Raw genomic sequence first — 23,864 nt, 5'->3', positions numbered from 1 at the left:
TAAAAAAGCTACTATTTTGTTAAAGGATAAGTGCTTGATTCATTTGATGTAGGCTTGCGTCTTGATTCATAAAACTTAATGAAATCACGGTTAAAATCAGAATCAGGAAGCTCCTCTGAGCGATTATTATCTTGTTTTTTATCTGATTTCTTCTCGCGGTCCTTTTTATCTGCTCTATGTAAGATTTTTGACAACAATTCCTTGAACGTATCAAAGTCCACTTCATACGTCAGACCCACACCTTGTGTATAGCCGATTCCCTCTCCTATGTAGTTAATGTCGTTCTCTCTATTAAAGAAACGCGCACTTAAAGAACCTGCTTCATTCAAACGCAATAACACCTCAACATCACCAACAATCACCGATTGTTCTACTCCTCCAACAGGCACACCTAACTTACCATTTACAGAAATACGGTCGTTTACCTTCGTAGAGAATGTTACACCAACACGTCCTTCTGTTGTTGTATACGGATTACGCTCTCCTTGCGCATAGTTAAGTCCCACTTTAAACTTATCATCTTCATCAGAGAAAATATCGTCAAAAATACTACTTGCACGTTCAAATAAACTACCCGCCAATGTTGACGATGAGTTGTCTGATGAGAAGAACGAACCTGTTGCTAACAACGCCATCGCTTGTCTTTCACGCGTATCTCTATCGCTCAACTTATAATCTAACTCCGATTTTACAACCGAACTAACATTAGGGAAGTTAATCTCAAAGTCAACCTCCGGATTACTCAAACTACCGTTCAACACAATAGCCACATCCGTAGGTACTTTTCTATTGATAATCGAGTTATCTATAATTACACTTGGGTTAGCATCTGTATGGTAAATCGCCTGTAAATCCAAAATAGCGTTCAGCGGATCTCCATCCCATCTGATAGTACCGTACTTTTTAACCACGAACTTCTTGTCGATCAATCCTCCGTATTTGAAGTTGTACTCTCCCTCATACGCTTGGAAATCTCCCCACATATTGAACTTCCCAAGAGTGTTAATCTCCATTGTAATGAACCCCGCTCCTTTTCCTTTCATAGCGTGACCAGACTCTCTATCTAAGATAATCTCAATCTCCGCATCAGGCGTAACGATGAACTCGAAGTCAAGTTCTATACCACTATTGCGGTATTTATACAAGTCTTGGTCTTTACCAAGTAAACGCATACGTTTTTCTTTAGGCGACAAGAAGTGGATGAAATTGTTTTCACCCGTATTTTGAGCTTCTTTAAGTGGAATCTTGATAGACGTTCCTTTGTTTGACGTAGCGTTAATGTTAATCGCCAACATCTCAACAGGACCACTCAACTTAGCCGAACCGTTAATAAACGCCTGTCCGTAGTACAAACTCCCCTCTTCAAACTTTGTATCCAGTGCCAACAAGTTAGTAGATGTCAGCCCTAAATTAAGCGACCAATCGTTAAACATCTTATGCGATATTTCTCCATCTACAAACCCTTCCGTCTTATACTTACTGTCTATAATCTTCACCTTGCGCAAAATAAACTGTCGCTCTGTCAAGTCTAATGCAGCATCTTCTTCAAAGTTGTAATCCACACCGGTAAACTTAGACGTCATTCCGGCATTGTTCAAATGCAAACGCCCATTCACGTCAGGCTTACTCGCCGTACCCTGAATAGTAATCTTACCTGAAGTCGTTCCACGCACATCAGACACAATCGTCTGCAATAGCGGTTCTATCGCCTTCACTCTAAACCCTCTAAACCCTGATTCCAAGTTCAGATACGTCTGCTTATTCAATATATCCACGTTTCCGTTTAAGTAGAAACGTTCTTCATCTTTATCAACGATACTTGACTCCACCGTAAACTTCTCTAAACGATCATCACCATCTACGTTAAACTTCAAGTCTCCCGCGTGTACTTTATTGATGAATAGCGAATCAATACCGATATTAGCTCTTGGTTGAAACACCTCTTTCTTCTGAGAGAAGTGAACATCCCCATTTAAATTACCTGCAAACTCAATATTACTGATATCTGGAGTAATCTTAGCCAAGTCAACATTTGTAAACACTAAATCAAAGTTCTTGTACGTCGAATCGCGTACCACCCCGTTTAAGTTTACCTCCTGCCCGTTGTGCGAAAGCGTCAATCCGTCTATAATAAAGTCCGTCAGCTTCTTGTTGAAAACCAACTTATTCTCTTTGTTTTCTTTTTCGTTAATACTCCACAAGAAGTCCTTAAAGAACACCTCCGATTTCTTAAACCCAACCACAGACAAGTTTTCCTCGTTTATCGTGTGGAATAAGTTCAGGTTAAACTTATCCTTGTTATTTGCCCCTCCTTTAAACTCTGAACGCACAAAAAGCGTATCATTATAGGTAAGGTTAATTAAGTTAAAGTCCGTAACCTTATACACGTTTGACTTCACACTGTCAATCGACACATACGCATTATAAAGTGGGTTAGAATTGTTTACGTCTAACAGAATATTGAAAAACGAAAACTTATCAATGCCTATGCTTGGCGAATTAAAGTTTAACTTAAACTCGTTGTTGTCGTTGTCAATCACCCCTTCCACGTGAGTCAAAGCACTAACCGTTAATTGTGGTAAGAACACCTCAATCAACCTATTGTGAACCGTAATATCAAAATCAAGATACTGTCCCTCCTTAATCTTATAAGGCGAATAGTTCGTATACAAACTACCCAAGGCATTTGTAAACAGCGACTTTAAATCTGCAAACGAAAACTTCCCTTTCACATACCCGTCAATCGCCTCTTTCGAGCTCATAGAAATCAAGCGCTCTCTTTCCTCATTAAACGAAGAAGTCAACGTAAAGTTGTCAAAAATATAAGCATCTTTACTGTTCTCGTAGTGGGCTTGGTGAATCGTAAACTCCCCTGCCAAATCATCTAATGTATTTCCAGCTGCTTTAAACTCAAACGCCCCACTAAACTTAGCCAACGTATCGTTTACTAAGCGAAGTGCGTGTAAATCAGCATAGTCAATATCCGCTTCAAAGTCGTAGTTCTTCACCTCCGCACTCAAGTCAATCACCCCATTAAAGTCCAACTTCAAGTTAGGATCCTGACTGTGTACTAATCCGCGGTAATACGGCATTTTCATAAAACCATCTACCGCCAAGCCAGTGTACTTATACTTGTTAAACACAAAAGAGAACACATCTCCCTTTACAGAAGTGTTTAGGGATTTTTGGTTAAACCCAACACCGTCAATATCTAAGTTTAACGACGTTACCCCAAAATTGTGGTTATTGATAAACTCCCCTAAGTCAAACTGATCCAAGATCACATTCCCCTTATAAGCAGCCTTATCCGGATTATCTAAATTCTCTATCTCAACAATAGCAATACCCTTACCGATAGACGTCAGAATATGCACATTTGTATCCAATGTACGCTTAGTCAACTCAATATCCCCTTGCAAGTTCACATTACCTAAAGCAGACAATTGCTCTGGCAGTAAACTACCCAATATCTCTGGCATCAAGCCCACCAAGTTATTACGCGTAACATACAATCTATCAACATTTGCGTTCATCCAGAACGGCTTGTCTTTGTCAAACACGTTTTTAAAGTGGAATAACCCACGCACATTAGACGTATTCTCATCCACCAAGTTCACGTTCTTCATAAAGAAGTCGTTCATCACTCCATCAATATGCCCACGTACAAACACGTTTTTATTCTCAGAAAACACCCCCGTAAACACATTCAAATCAGACGTATTCAAAGACGCATTTCTAATATCAAAGTTCCAATTCACTTTATCAGCAAAATACTTCATATCCCCAAGCGCGTAAGTAAACTCTAAGTCCCCTTCAATCGCCGACTTATTCGTTACGATATTCAAGTCCTTCACCCCGATACTTGTCTTCGTATGAGAAAAATCACCCGACAGGTTTTTCAAGCCCATTCCCCAATGATCATCAAACTTTGCGTGTAAAATATTCCCGTAAATATCCGGCCCCTTAATAAAGAAGTCCTTCACTTGTCCCTCAATATCCTTAAAGTCCACCGCTACTTCCGTCTCCGCTGTTTCATCCGAAATAATCAGGTGTGTTCCTTTCAACGTAACCAAAGGCGACTTCAATCTGAACTTACCCTCTCCCGGTTTTCCGTCGTCAAAAGCGTTGATAAAGTGATCTAACGTCGTTTCTTCTTCTCCCTTATACTTGTGAATACGCAAATACAAACTGTCGATGTACGCATTGCCAAAAAACAAACGACCCTGCGTTAACTCCTTAAAGTCAAGGATACGCGTTTTAAAACTCTTTATATAAAGAAAGTCGTTGCCCTTAATATCCTTTGCCTCTACCCCTTTTAGGTTAATGCCACCAAAGATGTCCAGAGCCAACTTATCAATATGAATATCAGTACCGAACTTTGAATTGATAGAGTTCATCGCCTCTTTAGCCAAGTACGTTTGTACAGGTGGTAATAGCAATGCCCCTGCTGTAAGTATAAGCAGAGCAAACAGCCCTAAAACCAAGCGAAAAACTATTTTTTTAAATTTTTTGATAACGTATAATGTTTTAAATTTGCCTCAATCTACCGTAGTTTAGTTAAAAAACTAACAACTCACAAATTTAATTATTTTTCGATAGGGTTCGGTAGAAATAACCTTATTAAAATTATCAAAAGATAAAACAGTAAAATGTCTTCAAAACCTACCTATATTTTAGCCATCGAAAGCTCTTGTGACGACACATCAGCAGCGATTATGGCAGACAACAAAGTACTATCAAACATCGTAGCCAGACAGGAAATTCACGAAGAATACGGAGGTGTAGTTCCAGAGTTAGCCTCTCGTGCACACCAACAAAACATCGTGCCAGTAGTTGACGTAGCTATCAAAAAAGCAGGTATTACAAAAGAAGATTTAAGCGGAATTGCCTTTACACAAGGACCAGGACTTATGGGGTCTTTATTAGTAGGTGGATCATTTGCTAAGTCGCTTTCTTTAGCACTTGACATTCCCCTTGTAGCTGTAAACCATATGCACGCGCATATCCTATGTCACTTTATAGACGAAGAAGGATTTGACAAACCAGAATTCCCTTTCTTAGCCTTAACTATCTCAGGAGGACACACACAAATCGTGCGTGTAAACAGCTTCTTTGACTTAGAAATATTAGGAGAAACAACAGATGACGCCGTAGGTGAGGCATTTGACAAGTCTGCTAAAGTATTAGGCTTCCCTTACCCAGGTGGTCCTTTAATTGATAAATATGCTAAACAAGGAAACCCTAAAGCATTTCAATTTACCAAACCTAAGGTAGACGGACTTAACTTCAGCTTCAGTGGATTGAAAACACAAATCTTGTATTTTATCCAGAAAAACGTAGCTGCTAATCCAAACTTCATAGAAGAAAACATCGCTGATATCTGTGCGTCTATCCAACATACAATCATCAATATCTTGATGGACAAACTAAAGTTAGCCGTAGCGGAAACAGGCATTAAGCAAATCGCTATCGGAGGTGGTGTATCTGCAAACTCTGGTATTCGCCAAGCGTTAAAAGACGCAGAGAAGAAATACAAATGGAAAACCTTTGTACCTAAGTTTGAATACACAACAGACAACGCAGCTATGATCGGAATCGTAGGATACTACCGTTTCCTTGAATCTAAATTTGCCGACTCATCAGTCGTATCAAAAGCGCGTATCGAATTTTAAGACTACCACTATGCAATTATTCTATTCTCCTGAAATTGAAAAAGGACAAACAACTTTCACTTTTGACAAAGATGAAAGCAAACATATTATCCGTGTATTAAGACGTAAAATGGGTGATACTCTTTATGTAACAAACGGAAAAGGAACGTTGTTTACAACGCAAATCTCTCTGGATTCAGACAAGAAGTGTATCACAGAAATCGTATCACACGAAGACCAAGCTCACACGCCTTTCCGCCTACACCTTGCTGTAGCGCCAACAAAGATGAACGAGCGTTACGAGTGGTTCTTAGAAAAAGCAACAGAAATCGGTATCCACGAGATAACGCCAATTATCTGTGATCACTCAGAACGAAAAGTTGTTAAAACAGAACGTTTTGAGAAGATTATTCAATCGGCTATGAAGCAGTCTTTACAGTACCATATGCCTATATTAAACGAGCCTATCACCTTAAAAGAGTTTATGGCAAAAGAACACGAAGGCGAGAAATATATTGCACATTGCGAAGACACAGAGAAAGTTTTATTGAAAAACAGTATCCCACTTCACAAAAATTATTTACTTTTAGTTGGTCCAGAAGGCGACTTTTCTACGAGTGAAATAGAAACAGCCTTAGCTAAAGGGTACAAACCAGTCTCTTTAGGACACACAAGATTGCGAACAGAAACTGCCGCATTAGTAGCAGTACACAGTTTCGTATTTGCCAATGAATAACATATAAACACGATGATTGATTCTAAGACAATATCAAAAGGAATAGTACGTGCTGTACTAATATTAACGGCAATCACCCTATTAGGTCTTTTCCTATTAGAAATCAGCCCCTTATTTATCTATATCGGTTTTGCCTTTGTCTTAGCCCTAATCGGCAAGCCTCTTGTTGAGTTTATGCGTAGAAGACTACGCATCAAACGCATCATAGCTGTATCAATTACCATTACCATATTCTTGGCTTTTTTCGTTGGGTTTATCTTCATGTTTGTGCCTTTGTTTACTACTCAAGCACAGAATCTATCTGTCTTGAGCACCATGCACTTACAAGAGGATTTTAACGGATTAATCAGTAAAATAGACTATTATTTAGACGCTAAAGGTTTTAGCCTTGACAAGATTATAGCTGAATCTAACTTAAAATCACAGGTAAAGCTTGACTTTGTCCCTAACCTATTAAACTCTATACTAAGCCTATTGAGCGAATTCGGAATGGGGTTATTTGCTATTCTATTCATTGCTTTTTTCTTTCTAAAAGACCAAGCTGTCTTAGAATACCAATTCAAAAAGATATTCCCTGTTAGACAAGAAAACAGAGTTTTAAACTCGATAGACAAGATTAACAACCTATTATCACGTTATTTCCTTGGTTTAGTAGCCCAAACCTTCATCATCTTTATCCTAAGTTTCATCCTATTGATATCAGTAGGTACAAAAGGAGCCTTGATGATTGCCTTTTTATGTGCTATTTTAAACATCATTCCTTATATCGGACCCTTAATTGGAAACATATTAGCTGTGATGTTTACAATGCTTAGTTTCATAGGCGACAACTTCACAGATGTTACCCTACCTAAAGCATTAACCGTGTTTATCGGATTCCTTACTATACAGTTAATCGACAACGTAGTAAACCAACCGTTAATCTTTTCAAACAGCGTAAAGTCACATCCCTTAGAAATATTCATTGTTATTTTAGCAAGTGGAATGTTCTCTGGAATCTTTGGTATGATTGCCGCAGTGCCAATCTACACTTGTTTAAAAGTAATTGGAAAAGAGTTTTTACCAAACGTCAGATTCATACAAATCCTTACAAAAAAATTATAATTGAAAAACCATCTTTTAGCAGAAGACGTTCAGCAATATATACAAGAACAGCTACACAGCGACATCAAGTCGTTAGCCTTTAAAAAGAGTCCATTTACTCATATAGAGATGAGCGAACTACTAACGCAAATCGAGTCCAAACAAAAGTCTAAAGACAAATTACCTACGTGGTACGCCACAGACAATATCCTATTTCCAAAGAAGCTATCTATAGAACAGACTTCTTCAGAGGAGTGTGCCAAATACAAAGCGTCTTTGGTACAAGGTGATAGCTTGATTGACTTAACAGGTGGTTTCGGAATTGATTGTTACTACTTTTCCAAACAGGTTAAAGCGGTACAGCACTGTGAAATGCAAGAAGACCTAAGCGCAATTGTTGCTCATAACTACACTGCCTTAGGCGTTGATAACATCACTTGCCATTGCGGAGATAGTCTTGTTTACCTAAAAGAGAACAACAAACAGTGGGACTATATATACGTAGATCCAGCGCGTCGTAATTCTGCCAAGGAGAAGGTATTCTTCTTAAGCGATTGTACGCCAAACGTACCAGAGCATTTAAACGACCTGTTTACACATACGAATACCATTCTAATCAAAACCTCACCCCTATTGGATATACACGCCGGTATCAGTGAGTTAAACCACGTAAAGGCTGTCCATATTGTTGCCCTAAACAACGATGTGAAGGAATTGCTGTGGATATTAGAAAAAGGATATGAAGGTGAAATAGCCTTAGTAGCGGTTAATCTTACCAAAGACGAACCACAGTTGTTTCACACCAGTCTAACCGATCAAGCAGTGGCAAGCTTTCACGCGCCACAGCAGTATTTGTACGAACCTAACAGTGCTATCCTGAAAACAGGGAAGTTCGATGTGGTAAGTCAGCAATACAAGATCAACAAACTACATCCCCATAGCCAACTGTACACAAGTGAAGAGTTGGTCAACTTCCCAGGGCGTAGTTTCAAAATACAAGAAGTCGTTCCTTTCAACAAACAAAACGCCAAAACACACCTTACTAATATCAAGGCAAATGTAACCGTGCGTAACTTCCCATTGAAAGTAGAAGAAATCAGAAAGAAGTGGAAAATAAAAGACGGAGGCGATGTTTATATTTTCTTCACAACAAACTTGAAAAATGAAAAAATTATCATAATTTGTTGCAAAACAACATAGTTATGAAAAATTGCCTTTCCCTAATTCTACTTCTGTGTAGCAGTCTATTTGCCCACGCACAAGAAAAGTGCTCAATAGACTATGAAATTGTAAACGACAGTACCAATGTTAGAAAGACCAATGACGTATTGGTTTACGAAGACGTACAAGAAAAAGGAAATAACACTCTTTTCTTTTCGTTAATCAAATCAGACGACAATCACTTTCTACACGTACAGTTGATTCAGAAGAGTCAGGACTTCATTCCGATTACTTGTATCAACTACCGCAGTATAATCTCGTTTAAACTAAACAACGGTCGCGTACTTTCAGCCTATTATATAGGAGAAGAAAAGTGCGATACCTATATTTATGACAAAGAGAACAAAAACAATATTCGTATTTTGTCCACATCGTTTTTATTAAAGACAGAAGACTTACAATATTTAAGAGAATCGCCTTTAGAAAAAGTACAAGTTAGGTATGCTAATCAAGCCATCCCTTACACTATTAAAAATGAACTTGAATCTACTCAATTAGAAGTGAATTCTCAACCATCTGCCTTTTTTATTGACAACATCCCATGTTTACTCCAATAAAAAATAAGCTCAAGATTATATTAATCTCAATTATAAATTATAAAATGAATAGCTTTTACAACTGTAGAAGCTATTTTTTCATTTTAACACGTCACGAAATGTCAATACAAACCTTTTAAAACTAAGAGTTTACAAAGAAAGTAGTACAAAATAAGAACTTATTCCACTAAAATATTTCATTATTCTAAAAAATGTCCTTGCAAATCTTAAGTGATTGTCATATTTTTAAGAAAACAAATCCTTAATAACCACAATGATTTAAAACCTTAAAAACAACCACACTATGAAGCGCTTACTAACACTTTACGTCGCAGTAATTGCAGTCTTCGGGCTTCTTTTTCTGCAAAGCTGTTCAGCTGAGAGCGAAATCACCACTTTCGACGAAGCAAGAACAATGGAATTCAACCGCGTTAATCTTGAGAAGAAATGGCTCACCACATTTTATGCCTTCACTCCAGATTGCCCTGCTGGTATTCGTACCAGCTTACAATTATCATCTGTTGAGATCAACTTAAAAGACTCGCACTTTTCTTTACTTGATCGTTACAGCCTAATTGAAGACAAAGGAACTTACAAATTTGATGGAGATGAGATTACACTACACTCATCAAGCGATGAAGTCTTACGACTTACTATCAAAACATTTAACTCAGAGGAGTTAATACTTGAAGTTAAAGACCATCCTTATTTAAAAGAAATTGAATTAATCAATATCAAATAAGAAAACTTATAATTGAGACCCCATAAAGGGGTCTTTTTTTTTGACAACGTTGTACTACACTTATTGGATTACTACTCACAACTACGCTTTATCAGTTACATCTTCTTTCAATATCACCTACTTTTATTCTAAACAAAAGCCAAAAAAAGACAACAAAAATAATTTATTCACATAAATTAAAAAATAAAACACACTATTTAACAATAATTCATATATTATACCTATATTCGTCTTATATAAATAATAATCCCATTTAATTAAATCACAAGCAGCATGAATAAAAAACTAAAATATAGTAGTTTCTTCGTAATTGCTATCTCGTTATTTTTATTTGCATATCAACTGTACAATATAACAAGCCAAGAAACGACTCAGACAGACATAGCAGTAGTAAGTAATCAACTTGCAGAAAATGACACTACAGAGATAATAGTAAGCTTAGGTTTACTTGCAAGTGGTATATTATTATTCAAACGATCACAGCGACAATTGCTATAAGCAATAACATAATTCTCAAAATAAATACATAGTTATTTTAAACAAAAAGCCCCTTACAATATTATTGTAAGGGGCTTTTTAATTTACTGTGATTAAATCACTATTTTTTTGCAAGAACGTAGTGTGCAGCTAACTCACCTTCCACTTCAGTTCCATCTAAGTTTAATTGTTTAAGACTTCCTTCTCTAACTTGGTAAACTGCAAGCACTTCACTCTTAGCGTCTTTTAAAGTAATCACAGATCCTTTGTCATCCCAAGCAAAAGTACCAGCTTCTTCAAACGTACCGTCTTTCTTCTCTTGGTAAACATAAGTTGCTTTAAACGTACTGTCATCATTTAAAACAATAGTAGTTTCGATACCAGGGCAGTCAGCACATGGCGTAACACCTACATAAGTACCATTCCAATCTAAAGAATTTTGAGAAGTATGCTCAGTATCAACATACTCAGCCTCTTGTTCAGTTTGCTCTGTTGCAGGAGTCTCTTCTACTTTTTTGTTGTCTTTACAACCTACAAATGCAATTCCAGCTACCATAGCAGTCATCGCTAATGTCATTTTAACTTTTTTCATTTCCCTTTTTTTTTATGAAGTATAAAAATACAAATAAATATCACATTAAAAGAAAAGCCTAATACAATTTTAATTCTTTATTAACTGTCTAAGGTTTACGATTTACACACTAAAAAACAAAAGCCCCCTTTGCAAACACAAAGAGGGCTTTAAAATCACACTTTAATTTAACGATATTATCTTTTCATAATTCTTACTTTCTTTTTAAACTTACCTGTTTTCACTTCAACAAAGTAAGAACCTACAGTTAAGCTTGCCATATTTACTGTTAGCTTACCATCAGCACCAACAAAACCTTTAAAGTCACGTACCATTCTACCATCAATATCAAACACTCTAACGTGTGCAACTTCATCAATATATCTTGAGTTCATATTGATATACATTTGATCAGCTACAGGGTTAGGCCAAATACCAAAAGAATCACTTTCAATTACTGGGTTCTCACCTTCTTTGTCTCCAGGTTTCTCACCCTCTTTGTCTTCAGGTTTTCCTTCATTATAATCAGGTTTATCAAGATCTTTAAACTCTCCAACACTTGTGATTAAAGAATAATCTTGTTTTCCCCCTTCTAAAGAACCTTTATGAGAAATTACAATCTCGTATGTACCAACTTCAGAAGCAGTAAACTCAATTTTCTCAATATTATCAACATTATTATTACCTCTTTCTGCTTTTAGATTACTATGACTTTTAGTCAATCTCCAAGGTAAATAAGTCTTATCACCTTTCACAACAACAATATCTAAATCATTCACTAAAGTTGGATTGTCAATCATTGTTTTTTCATTATAACCGTAACTTGAAGCATACTTTTTAAAAGCAGGATCATTCCAAGCAAGCGTTACAACAACCTTTTTATTTTTCTCTTTAACTTCAATAGAAGTTTTAAATTTTTCATCTTGCTTTAAAGTACTCTCTTTAATAGAAGCACTCGTTCCAACCGAAGCACCCTCCATTACATTAACCCCGTTTTTAGCATTAAGCAATCCCCATCCAAACAAATGGTCAGGACCAGGTGCAGAACCAGCCTCATCTGCTGTATGTGCCATTAATGCACGTATAGTAGCGGCAGTGTAAGGCATTTTTGAAACACTATACTTACTTGCCCACTCTTGCCATAAAGCAAAAACAGCAGTAACAGCAGGAGCAGCCATTGAAGTACCATCCATATTTTGATTTCTATGCGTATCTGGTGTATCATTTGGATTTTCAGGCGCATAATAAGTAGTACTATAAACAGACACCCCTTTAGCAGCAATATCAGGTTTAATTCTAAAGTCATCAGAAGGACCTTGACTACTAAAATAAGCTAACTTTACATCTTGAGGTCCAGTATAATAAGGCACCTCATGAATAGCTGCAACTACAACAACGTTCTTTGAAACAGACGTTCCATTAAGCATATCTACATTTTTCTTATTCGGATAATTCAAATAAGTTTTAGCTTGATCCCCTCCATCATTCCCTGCTGCAGTAACAGGTAAATAATAAGGATATTTATTAGCAATTTGATCAAAACGGTAACTACTTAAATCATAAGCACCTAATAAATTTCTGTGTGCATCACTTAATATAGTCCCATAATCATCAAAGAATTTTGCTCCATAAGAGTGATTACTTACTAATACTCCATCTACCGCCATTGTAGTCATCTTAGAAGTATCAGATCCCCAATTATAACTTAACACATTAGACTTAGGAGCAATCCCTTTTGCTTCACCTCCTACATAAAAACCAGCAGCGGCTATAATACCAGAAACGTGTGTCGCGTGAGCTCTTGAGCTCTCATACTCTCTTTTACTTTTATAATCACTTGGAACTCTACTAATAGCATCTTTCTCAGTAACACGACTTTTTTTATCAGAAGGAGATGTAATAAACTCACGATGCGCACTTAAAGCAGACATCCCATCAATTACCCCTACAAGCATATCTTTTCCTTCTAACAACACTCCTTTAGTACCAACAGGTATATTTTCAGCATTTTGAGTAGCTCTCGACCCCATACCTAATGTTGTTCTGTAAAACAACACCCCACCTTCATCAACACGTACTAACTCGTAATAGTTCCCTTTCGGACTAATACCACTTGTTTGAACTCCAAGCTTTTCAGCAATTTCGAATGCCTTCTCTTTTTCTTGCTGAGCATCTATAGCAATCTTCTCTATTTCCATCTTAGCAGAAGCTACATCATAGGTAGCAACTACCTTAGTTCTTGTTTGTAAATCTTGCCCTCTCATCTGCAAAGAAAATAGAGGAACTGCTAAAAAAGCAAAAAGTGTAATTTTTTTCATATCGTTAAATTATTCAAAAACTAAATGTAATAAAAATTAACAAACTACAAACCTTAAAAAACAAATAATTACATTAAAACATAAAAACATTGATTTTTACAAAGAAATATTATGATTAATAAGCATTAATCTCTTTTTAATAATACCTCAACCACTAAGATACTACCAAATATTAGATTAATTTTAAGAAAACCTTTTAATATTTAATAAATCGAACCTTTATCAAATATTTCTAAAAAAAAGAAAGGTAGAATTCCTTCTACCTTCTCCTTAATCAGGAATTATATAATTGTATCAAAGCATTAAAATTTTTATCTACTCCTATATAAGTATATTTTATAACTTGTTTTTTACCCTAAAAGATCTACTCTCTTTTTCAATAGATTCAGTAAAAAAGATCTCCCCTGTATAATTAAATTCAATATTATTCATATCACTTTCAAAATCAAAGCCGATACCGATATCTCCCATTACACCTTTTTCACCAACACCAATCCCTTTAGCAGGAATCTCTAACTTATTAAAATCCAACACAAATTGTGAAACAGTCAGATAATTCTCCATAATAAAGTATTCTCCAACTATGAACAAGTCACGAAAAACAACATCCGATTTTTTTGTTACTTCAGTAGGTAAAATACGTTTACCATAGTCAACAATCACCCCATTTTTTTTCACAATAGAGTTATTTGCTACCCACAAAGTCAAGAAAGTAAAATTATTTTCCTCTATAAGCATCAAACTATACTCATTAGCTAATCTACCATCTTCAAGTTCAACAACCTTATCAACCACAATTGACTTTCCATTTACATCCACCACATTCTCTTGAATCAAATCAAGAACAACAAGATCAATATCTAACTCAAGGCCATTTACAAAATAACCATTTGGTTTAGACTCTACATTTACAGTAAGAACAGCACTATCTGCAAATCCCTCTTTCTTAGCTACGAAACTAACCATTCCTAATTCATTCGCTTCAAAAACATTATCTACAAGAGCCTCACCTGTTTTTTCATTATAAACAATAGCGTCTTTAACAGCAACATTATCTGCAAATACAGTAAACATCACTTGGTCACCTTTAATGACAGAAGAAGCAGTAGCCTCAAGTTTCAACTGAACCAACTTCTTATCGCTCACATCAATCTTTAAGATATTACTATCCTTAAATCCTTCTTTCTTAGCAACAACACTAAAAATACCTGCCTGATCAAACTTCACTGGATTCGCGACTGCTTTATTATCAACACAAACACCAGCATCTACCTTCTTACCAGCCTTGTCCACAATAGTAAACTCAAGCTCTTCTCCAACAGTTACATTAGCCTTAGAAGTACTTAACACTAAATCCTGTTTAACAACAACAGGAGTTTCACTGTTGTTATCATCACTACTACAGCCAATAAAAGCAGCAGTAGCTACAAATAAAAGTAATAACTTTTTCATAATTTTTTTCGTATTTGATTAATAGTTAAACAAATAACAAGAAAAATGTTTTAAAAAAATACAACAAATCAAACATTACTCAAAAAAAACACTATTACACCCTTATTTTTACATTTATTTCACAAAACTCACTTATTTAAATAAATAATATTCAATCACTACTCCTTAAAAAACCAAATATTAACAAAAAAAACACAGTTCAATAGCTATCTCAAACAAAAACTATTACTTTAAAATATAACAAATCAAACATTTAGTCTTCTCTCTTAACATTATCGCAAAAAAAAGGGAGAACTAAAAAGTCCTCCCTCTACTAAATAATAATTAAAAAAATGATATTCAAACTATTCTGACCTTTCTCTTAAAATTGATTTTCCATTAAATTCTAAATTCAATTCAAAATTCACATCACCTGCCTTATACTGTAACCCCACAGCTAATTCTCCATTGTAACTTCCTGGTCTATAAGGTGTAGTATCATAACTTATTTTTTCAAATACAGCGATAGCATCTTTCATAGAAGACCCTAAATTGTTTACTTTATAATTATCATTACTTGACCAAATAGCTTTCCATTTTACTTTAGAATTCTTAGTAGGCAATACGCGTTTACCAAAATCAGTAACCTTTCCAGCTGCATCAACTTTAATCGTAGGGTTTTCAACAATAAAATCAAGGAAAATATACCCTGAATTATTTTTATCGTTCTGATTAAGATTAATTGTAAAAGAGTACTCATTTCCATAAACACCATTCCCCATATCAATAGGTTTAGCTTTGGTTACATCATCTTTGGTCATTTTAAGCTCCATATTTACAGAAGAAAGAATATGTGATATTCCATTAATAGTCACTTTAGTTCCCAATGTCTTTACAGCTTCTTTCACTTTAACAGTTACCTTCTCACTATCAGCAAATCCTTCACCTTTCGCTAAAAACTCAAACTCACCAGCAGCAGTTGCTACGAATTCCATTCCTGCCAATTCTTTATTCGCTTTCACATCAAAAATCTTCACACCTTCTTTAACAGCTGCATCCTTACTCATCACTTCAAAAGTAACTTTCTGTCCTACCTCAACCTCAGTAGTGCTTGCCTTTAATGTCAACGGAGCCAGTTCTTTTTCAGATACAGTAATAGTTACCTCATTACTTGCATTAAATCCTTTTTTAGCACCTACAACCTTAAATACTCCTACTTTATCAAAAACGTACTTTTTAGTAATTTCTTTACCATCAAGCATTACCGCTCCATCAACTTCTTTACCTGCGTCATCTAAAAGGGTGAAAATCACTTCACCTCCAACAACAACAGTAGTAGTCGATGCTTGTAATTTTAGAGATTTTAATACCCCTTCCTCTGTTTTTGGTCCTTCAACGCTATTATCATCACTGCTACAAGCAGCAATCATAGCTGCCAACATTAATGCATAACCGATTTTTTTCATAATTATAGATCTATTTGTTAGTTTATTGTTAAATACCTCTTAAAAGTTAATATTAGCTTAATATTAACTTTAGACAGCCACGAATATAAAATATAAATACACATTCACAAACAAAATAAACAACTATTTAAAAAATACTTACAAAATACCCTCTAAACACTAAAATAAATCAAAATATAAGAACAAATAAAGAAGTAAAATCTTAATAAAAAACCAAAAACAAGACACCTAACAAGTGAAAACGATCTATAAAAATACCGATCCAAACAGCAATAGAATACACAATAATTTATATAATTATTCACATTGAAGTTAAAGTTATGTTTTTTCAATGTATATAAGGGTTTACAGGGCTTTTGAACTATTAAATTTAAATAAAACATTGTTAATTTGTGCCAGAAATTAATTAACCAATATTTATGAAAAAATTAATAATGTGCCTTTTCGTAGCAGGGCTAACAGTATTAGGTACATCATGTAGTAGTGATGACAACACAAAAGAAGTTGTATTAGTAGAACAAGCATTAGAAGTACAAGCAACAAAAACCAATGTGGTAAGAGGAGAATCTGTACGATTTATGATTACTTTCAACGGAGAAAGAGAAAGTCAAGCAGAATTATTCATTGGTGATCAACAAATCTACACACCTCACCAATTCAATAAAGCTGGGGTTTATGAGGTTATCGCTAAAAAAGCTGGAGTTAAAACAAGTAATCCAATAATTATTACTGTTGAAAAAGCGGCGGGTGAACAAGATGAAATCAAAACTTTAGCTATTACTGCAAACTATACATCAGTAGAAGTTGGAGATGTAGTAAAATTCTTTGTTACAGATGGCGAAAAACAAGTAGCTGATGCTATTATAAAAGATGCGGACGGAAAAGTAGTTACAAACGGTACTTGGACTACAACTAAAGAAGGGACTTTTAAATTTACAGCATCTAAAGAAGGATACAACAATAGTACTGAAATAGAAATTAACGTTGTAGCTAAAAAAGCACCAGCTGAATTCTTTATTGAAATTAACGGTGTTGCTCACGAAATTGACCCGAATTCAGTAAGAATGCTTGTAGAATCAGAAACTGTTGATGGTGTTAAAAAACCTAAAATATTTTCTGTAAAAGCTGGTTTCACAACTCTTTACTATGCAAACTTTGTAATATCTGCTACTACTACTGATTTCGGAAGAGTTAACGGTGAAGCACAAGGAGCAATGATGAGAATTACAAAAAGAGTATTACAAGACATCAAGTTACCACTACAATTACCAGGTGAAAACCCAGAACGTGAACTTAATATTGGTGGATGGGTATCTAAAAATGTTCAGTTTTATGACATTAAAGATAATCACTTCAAAACTTTTGACACAAAATTAAAAGGTTTCAACGATGGTGGAGAGACTAAAATTCTAATTGAAGCACCAGGTATAAAAATCAACTACAACGGAAGTTTCCGTTCAATGGATTTTACCGCTCCTTCTAAATAACAAATAAAATATTACATTGCGATTACAGCATTTTAAGCTTACAATCAACTTGTAAATACAAAAAAGGACTATCAATGCGATAGTCCTTTTTTTTTGAATATACTGTACATAGTTCTCGCTTCACGCATTACATTTCACATTCCCCCATTCCCTATTTCAAAAACTAATTCTCTTTAAAAATCACATTCCCATTAAACGCAAACTTCAATTCATTCGCATCATTAGTCAAAGAAAACGCCACATCAACCGCACCATTCACTCCATTTTTTCCAACACCAACACCATTTTTATCCACCACTAACTCTTCAAAAACAAGCTCAAAACTCTTCAAAGAATACTTATCCACATCCAGATTATGCTCCCCGATCAAAAAGAAATCCTCAAACACAATTTCACTATCTTTATTAGGCAACACACGTTTACCATAATCTACAATCACACCATTTTCTTTAACAATAGTTTCATTCACTACATTGAACGTCAAAAACGCAGCAACCTGTTCACCAGCAGGAATAAGCTCATACACATTTGCCAACTTACCATTCTCAAGCTCAACAACCTTATCAACTTTCACAACGCTTCCATCCACCACAATATCCTCACTCACAACCTCAAGCATCACAATTTCAAATTCAATATCCGTTCCATCTAACGTAAAAAAGATTGGCTTATCATTTGGTGTGTCCTCTACAGTTTCCTCGTGCACAAACACCTTCAACACATTACTATCCTTAAATCCCTCCTTCTTAGCCACCACATAAAAAACACCCAACCTATCAAACTTCACAGGGTTATTTACTTGCCTATCCTCAATATAAAAAGCAGCATCTACTACCTTACCCTCACTATCCACTGCAGTAAACACAAGCTCATCCCCAACAATTATCTTATTTTTTTCAGCAGTCAATAACAACTCTTCCCTCACCAACACATTATTAGTGTTATCATCACTACTACAACCAACAAAAGCAATAACAGCCAAAAACAGAAATAATATCTTTTTCATAACTTTTTAAATTTAATTTATCAATAAATACAAATAACTTAAAAAAATCACTCAAAAAACACAAGAAACACAAATATTACAAAAAACAACCTAAAACACCAATATTGCTTACAGATAATTGAACCAAACCCCTGTTTCCATCAAAAAATCAGCAATAAAAACCAACCACTCCCCTAATTATTCGGATATATAAAAGTTTCTGCATTTTCAGTTCACGCATATCGGTTTACGGTTCCCCGTTTTCAGTTCCCCGTTTTCAGTTCCCCATTCACGAATGCATATCACGCCCCGCGCTCCGTACGGGCGAACCCACGTATTCTCCCCCTGTTGTTTATTTATAAACAAACCTGCATAATACATACCCACAAAGACGCATCACATTTCACGCATCACGTATCACGGTTCACGGTTCCCCGTTTTCGGTTTTCGGTTTTCGCTTCACGTTTTACGGTTCACGCATATCGTTTTACGCATCACTTTTCACGTTTTAAGGTTCACGGATTCCCCCCACGCATACCGCAATGCAAATGTTAGACGCAAAGTATTGCGTCTCTACCGATAAACTATATCCATAAAAAAAGGACCATCATTGCTGACAGTCCCTTATATATTTTAGATTAACGTTTCACGCATATCGGTTCCCCGTTTTCGGTTCACGTTTTACGCATATCGTTTCACGCATATCGGTTACCGGTTAACAACCTACACTCCTCTCACCTTCTGTTCCCACGCCCACGCACTACGCAGCGACTCCTCCAACGTTTGCTCCGCCTTCCAGCCCAGCACCTCGTTCGCACGTTTCGTACACGCATACGCCTCAGTGATATCACCCTCACGTCTATCCACGATCTTATACGGCAATTTCACACCAGCCACAGCCTCAAACGTATTCACGATCTCCATCACCGACGTACCCTTACCAGTACCCACATTAAACGTCTCCACCTTAGCCACATTCTCACCCTTCACCAATCTATCCAACGCAGCCACGTGCGCCTTAGCCAAGTCCACCACGTGAATATAATCACGCACACACGTACCATCAGCCGTGTTATAATCATCACCAAACACAGACAACTCCTTGCGAATACCAATAGCCGTTTGCGTAATAAACGGGATTAAGTTTTGAGGAACCCCCAACGGCAACTCCCCAATCAATCCAGACTCGTGCGCCCCAATCGGGTTAAAATAACGCAATAAAATCGCATCAATATTAGTCACCTTAGTCACATCCGTAATAATCTCCTCCCCAATCTGCTTCGTATTTCCATAAGGAGACAACGCCACCTGCACAGGAGCAGTTTCAGTAATCGGCATTTGCGCCGCCTGACCATAAACAGTACAAGACGAACTAAAAATAAAATGACTCTTCTCTTTTTGTTCCAATTGTTTCAAGACATATAACAACGGACAAATATTATTTTCATAGTACAACAGCGGTTTCTCCACACTCTCCCCCACAGCCTTAGACGCCGCAAAGTGAATCACACCCGTAATATCCGTATGAGCAGCAAACAACTTCTCAACCCCAGCTTCATTTCTCAAATCCAACTCCACAAATGTCGGGCGTTTCCCAGTAATCCCTTCAATACCATCCAACACATCCACAGACGAATTAGACAAATCATCCACAATTACCACCTCATATCCTTGGTTTTGCAATTCCACCACAGTATGAGAACCAATGAATCCCAAACCACCTGTAACTAATATTTTCACGTATTTATATTTTTTAATTGACTATTTTCTTCTTCAAACCCAAAGATATTCTTTTATCACAAACCGTTCAAAGGAAATTGGTCAAAATGTCTTTTTTATTAGTGTACAGTTAATGGGTTATCGTTTCTCGTATCACGCATCACGGTTTACGGTTCCCCATTTTCGGTTTCCCATTCACGAATGTATATCACGCCCCGCGCTCCGTACGGGCGAACCCACGTGTTCGCCCCCTATTGTTTATTTATAAACAAACCTGCATAATACATCCCCACAAAGACGCATCACGCATTACCTTTCACGCATCTCAATTCACACCAAAAAAAAGGACCATCATCTCTGACAGTCCTATATATATTTTATTTAACGTATCACGTATATCGGTTTTCGGTTCACGGTTTACGCATCACGGTTTTCGGTTTACGTATATCGGTTCACGCATTACGTATTACGCATCACGCAAATCGGTTTCACATTTCACCTCTTTCGAAGCAACGAAGCCGCCTCTTCATCCAAGATATACTCAATATTCTGAAGCTTCTGTAAAAACGTAGCTGGCACCTCTGCAGAAATCCCACCTTCAATCGCCTTAGCAATAATCTCCGCCTTGCGCTTACTCAACGCCAGCAAGATCACCTCCTTCGCATCCGTAATGGTCTTAATCCCCATCGTAATCGCCTGCGTAGGCACCTTCTCCTTACCACCAAAATCAGCAGACGCATCCTCACGAGTCAGGTCGTTTAGCGTAACCAAACGCGTCTTAGACGAATCCACAGAACCAGGCTCATTAAACCCGATATGTCCCGTACGTCCAATCCCCAACAACTGAATATCCAATCCACCAAAATCAGCAATCTTCTGTTCATATAACTCACAATACTCCTGAATTCCCTCAATAGACAACGTCCCATCCGGAATATGAATATTACTCTTCACAATATCAATATGATCAAACAAATTACTCTTCATAAACGACACATAACTCTGTTCCTCAATCGGCATCATCGGATAGTACTCGTCTAAGTTAAACGTAATCATATTTCTAAAACTCAATCCCTCATACTTATGCAGGCGAATCAACTCTTGGTACACCCCTTTCGGCGTAGAACCCGTTGCCAGCCCCATAATCGCATTCTCCCCCTTCGTTTGCTTTTCTTTTACAATCGCAGCAATACGATTAGCCGTATATTGAGAAGCCTCTTCTTGACTTGCATATACCTTAACCACATCCTCTTTAGTAGATTTTATATTCGATGGTTTATAAAAATCCTTCATTTACTTACTTTAAATTTTAAAAACAGGGCTTACCCCTTCCCATAGCACTCAAATCATCCCTCTTCATTAAACATCACTCCTTCATTACAAGTTACAATTTGTATGCCACGTAATTCTTAAAATAAAGTCAATATTTGACAATCTCCTATTCCCCAGATAGAAAAAACAAATAAAATTGCAATAAGTGCGATATGTATTTTGATTTAAGTTCTCAAAAATACAAATTTATTCCACAATGCGTGTAATTCATTCACATCTAACAATGTTAAAATTGATGAATAGCCGCTTTTTTTGAGTAAAGCAACAGCAGACACCGTTCCCTGTTTACACTTCTCGGTTTACAGTTCCCACTCCCCTCTTCATCACTTCCCTCACTAAACACAGGTGTTTACCCATTTTAACACCCTATCAATACCCAATAAAACTACTTTTGCCCTTCCTTACAAAACACCATATAATGAACTACAAAACACAAACCCTATTTATCCTATTACTATTACCCTTCTTTACAATCTATGCCCAATTTGACTTAAGCAGAGAAATAAAAAGCAATGTTCGCCTAACATCCGTAGAACTACCCAATGCCATTACCAACTATTACGAAGGGCTAATAGACAATAAACACCCTATTAGTATCAGCATAACCCATTTAGACAATCAGATTACCGCTGTATATACTGACTATTACCAAAAAGAAGCCATTAACTTATACGGACAATACGATTACAACTCCACGTATAACTACAACACTAAGGCGTTTAACCCGCCTTACTTTACTTTATTTGCATCAGGACTGCGCAACGCAACAAAGGCACATACATTCTTTTTTATGATGCAAATCGAGCCCTATGACGCAGAAACCTTAGTTATAACAGAACATTACCTTAACAAAGCTGTCAACATCAAATTGTATTTAACAAAACAGCCCACCAACCATACCTATATAAAAAAGTTCAACACAGCCGAGTTTATAGAACAAGCACAGGTTAAAACAGCCTTAGAAGGAGAATACAACCTACAAGACCTACACAAAACCCAATGGCTTTATCCGACTATTGCACATACTAATGCGGCTATAGAAAAAGAGATCAATCGAAAAATAGAAGCACTTGTTGTTAATTCTGTAGCAGACTTCACAACCGTAGAAGACGAATTAGTTTATCATTTACAAAACAATCGCCAAACCATCTTAGACCAACCGATTACCTATTCACCCCCAACCTACAAGCGTGGGATATTCTAATCAATTCCCTACCACCAGATTCGTTACACTATGCTATACACAATGTCAAGGTAGCCTATAACGCCAATAACATCATACAGCTAAACAGCCATTCGGTACACTGGTCAGGAGGTCTTGTTCCAATTGCCTATGAAACCAAGTTAATAAACACCAACACAGGAAACTATATCTCATTTGACGAATGCTTTATCCCTCAAGCAAAAGAAGTAATCTACAATTACCTACTTCAACACCATTGGGAACCAACAACGATAGACAAGGATATAACCGATAAAATGTTTGGCATAAACAACTACGGAATCTCTTACCAATTTTACGAACCACCTCTATTACACGTTAGCTTAAAACAGCAAAACATTACCGTTCCCTTTAAACTCTTAAACAAATACATCAAAGCCAACGGACCTCTTGGGGTATTTAAGCGAAAGAAGTAAAAAGGGGACACTGTAAATAAAGAATGACAACCACACAGCAATTTTGCTATATTTGCCCAAAATCAACAAAACAATGAAAGTAGGAATCACCTTTAGCCCTTTTTATAGCTTAGACGCCCAGTACTTAGCTATGTTGCAAGACGCTAAACAACACTGTGATTATTTAATCGTTGGACTACAAACCAATCCGGCAAAAGATCACAACTACACAGAACCCTCTACCCTGAGTTTAACAGAGCGTTTTGTACAATTAAACAATTGTGAACTAATTGATGAAATCATTCCTTATATTACAGAACAAGACGTAGAAGACATTATGCGTTCTTTCTATATCAATATCCGTTTTGTACACAAACGTTATAAAGACGCATTTGTAGCTAAAGACTATTGTGAAGCAAAAAATATTGCAATACAATATTTTTCTTTATAATTGAAATTGTTTCTTTCACAGAGCAATATTTTAAAATTACT

At 36.3% G+C, this 23,864-nt stretch carries 18 protein-coding genes; 10 read left to right on the top strand and 8 right to left on the bottom strand.

Features of this window, described 5'->3' with window-relative positions; genetic code table 11:
- Positions 1 to 11: 11 nt before the first annotated feature.
- Positions 12 to 4,484 carry a translocation/assembly module TamB domain-containing protein gene (locus GQS07_RS09985; protein ID WP_233269265.1) on the bottom strand — a complete coding sequence of 1,491 codons (4,473 nt, stop codon included), beginning with the start codon at positions 4,482 to 4,484 and terminating at the stop codon, positions 12 to 14.
- 165 nt (positions 4,485 to 4,649) lie between these two features.
- Between GQS07_RS09985 and tsaD the strand changes: the two genes are divergently transcribed.
- From tsaD to GQS07_RS13780, 7 genes are all read left to right on the top strand, one after another.
- Entirely contained in the window at positions 4,650 to 5,672 is a 1,023-nt protein-coding gene (gene tsaD / locus GQS07_RS09980; protein WP_158210667.1) for a tRNA (adenosine(37)-N6)-threonylcarbamoyltransferase complex transferase subunit TsaD, read from the top strand.
- Positions 5,673 to 5,682: 10 nt separating this feature from the next.
- A complete protein-coding gene (locus GQS07_RS09975; protein WP_158210666.1) occupies positions 5,683 to 6,387 on the top strand; it encodes a 16S rRNA (uracil(1498)-N(3))-methyltransferase in 705 nt (234 codons plus the stop codon).
- A 12-nt stretch (positions 6,388 to 6,399) separates the two neighbouring features.
- Positions 6,400 to 7,491 carry an AI-2E family transporter gene (locus tag GQS07_RS09970; RefSeq protein ID WP_158210665.1) on the top strand — a complete coding sequence of 364 codons (1,092 nt, stop codon included), beginning with the start codon at positions 6,400 to 6,402 and terminating at the stop codon, positions 7,489 to 7,491.
- Positions 7,492 to 8,670, top strand: a complete 1,179-nt coding sequence (locus GQS07_RS09965) for a THUMP-like domain-containing protein (RefSeq protein ID WP_158210664.1) — start codon at positions 7,492 to 7,494, stop codon at positions 8,668 to 8,670.
- A gap of 2 nt (positions 8,671 to 8,672) precedes the next feature.
- A complete protein-coding gene (locus tag GQS07_RS09960; protein WP_158210663.1) occupies positions 8,673 to 9,248 on the top strand; it encodes a hypothetical protein in 576 nt (191 codons plus the stop codon).
- Positions 9,249 to 9,642: 394 nt separating this feature from the next.
- Positions 9,643 to 9,969 (top strand): hypothetical protein, encoded by a 327-nt coding sequence (locus GQS07_RS09955; protein WP_158210662.1) that lies wholly within the window; start codon positions 9,643 to 9,645, stop codon positions 9,967 to 9,969.
- Positions 9,970 to 10,242: 273 nt separating this feature from the next.
- Complete coding sequence (locus tag GQS07_RS13780) at positions 10,243 to 10,467, top strand: hypothetical protein (protein WP_233269264.1); 225 nt, start codon at positions 10,243 to 10,245, stop codon at positions 10,465 to 10,467.
- 100 nt (positions 10,468 to 10,567) lie between these two features.
- On the opposite strand, the gene GQS07_RS09950 is transcribed toward GQS07_RS13780, so the two are convergent.
- The 4 genes from GQS07_RS09950 to GQS07_RS09935 form a co-directional block, all read right to left on the bottom strand.
- Positions 10,568 to 11,038 carry a copper resistance protein NlpE gene (locus GQS07_RS09950; protein ID WP_158210661.1) on the bottom strand — a complete coding sequence of 157 codons (471 nt, stop codon included), beginning with the start codon at positions 11,036 to 11,038 and terminating at the stop codon, positions 10,568 to 10,570.
- 176 nt (positions 11,039 to 11,214) lie between these two features.
- Complete coding sequence (locus tag GQS07_RS09945) at positions 11,215 to 13,335, bottom strand: S8 family serine peptidase (RefSeq protein WP_158210660.1); 2,121 nt, start codon at positions 13,333 to 13,335, stop codon at positions 11,215 to 11,217.
- Positions 13,336 to 13,671: 336 nt separating this feature from the next.
- Complete coding sequence (locus GQS07_RS09940) at positions 13,672 to 14,787, bottom strand: hypothetical protein (RefSeq protein ID WP_158210659.1); 1,116 nt, start codon at positions 14,785 to 14,787, stop codon at positions 13,672 to 13,674.
- Positions 14,788 to 15,131: 344 nt separating this feature from the next.
- Positions 15,132 to 16,232, bottom strand: coding sequence for a hypothetical protein (locus tag GQS07_RS09935; RefSeq protein ID WP_158210658.1), 1,101 nt, complete (start codon positions 16,230 to 16,232; stop codon positions 15,132 to 15,134).
- Positions 16,233 to 16,651: 419 nt separating this feature from the next.
- On the opposite strand from GQS07_RS09935, the gene GQS07_RS09930 reads away from it, so the two are divergent.
- Positions 16,652 to 17,719: a hypothetical protein gene (locus tag GQS07_RS09930; protein WP_158210657.1), complete on the top strand. Its 1,068-nt coding sequence runs from the start codon at positions 16,652 to 16,654 to the stop codon at positions 17,717 to 17,719.
- Between the two features lie 163 nt (positions 17,720 to 17,882).
- Here the strand turns inward: GQS07_RS09930 and GQS07_RS09925 are convergent, their stop codons facing one another.
- The 3 genes from GQS07_RS09925 to nagB form a co-directional block, all read right to left on the bottom strand.
- A complete protein-coding gene (locus GQS07_RS09925) occupies positions 17,883 to 18,725 on the bottom strand; it encodes a hypothetical protein (protein ID WP_158210656.1) in 843 nt (280 codons plus the stop codon).
- 702 nt (positions 18,726 to 19,427) lie between these two features.
- Positions 19,428 to 20,444, bottom strand: a complete 1,017-nt coding sequence (gene galE / locus GQS07_RS09920; RefSeq protein WP_158210655.1) for a UDP-glucose 4-epimerase GalE — start codon at positions 20,442 to 20,444, stop codon at positions 19,428 to 19,430.
- Positions 20,445 to 20,918: 474 nt separating this feature from the next.
- On the bottom strand, positions 20,919 to 21,716 hold the full coding sequence (nagB, locus tag GQS07_RS09915; RefSeq protein ID WP_158210654.1) for a glucosamine-6-phosphate deaminase: 798 nt from the start codon (positions 21,714 to 21,716) through the stop codon (positions 20,919 to 20,921).
- A 457-nt stretch (positions 21,717 to 22,173) separates the two neighbouring features.
- Between nagB and GQS07_RS09910 the strand changes: the two genes are divergently transcribed.
- Both GQS07_RS09910 and GQS07_RS09905 read left to right on the top strand, forming a co-directional pair.
- The gene (locus GQS07_RS09910; RefSeq protein ID WP_158210653.1) at positions 22,174 to 22,959 is read left to right on the top strand and encodes a hypothetical protein; all 786 of its coding nucleotides are present in this window, start codon (positions 22,174 to 22,176) and stop codon (positions 22,957 to 22,959) included.
- Positions 22,960 to 23,466: 507 nt separating this feature from the next.
- Entirely contained in the window at positions 23,467 to 23,823 is a 357-nt protein-coding gene (locus tag GQS07_RS09905) for a glycerol-3-phosphate cytidylyltransferase (RefSeq protein ID WP_158210652.1), read from the top strand.
- Positions 23,824 to 23,864: the final 41 nt, after the last annotated feature.

This window comes from Myroides phaeus (assembly GCF_009799805.1).
Classification (GTDB): domain Bacteria; phylum Bacteroidota; class Bacteroidia; order Flavobacteriales; family Flavobacteriaceae; genus Flavobacterium; species Flavobacterium phaeum_A.
The sequence above is the reverse complement of the archived record's forward strand: the minus strand, read 5'-3'. Positions and strand labels throughout refer to the sequence as shown.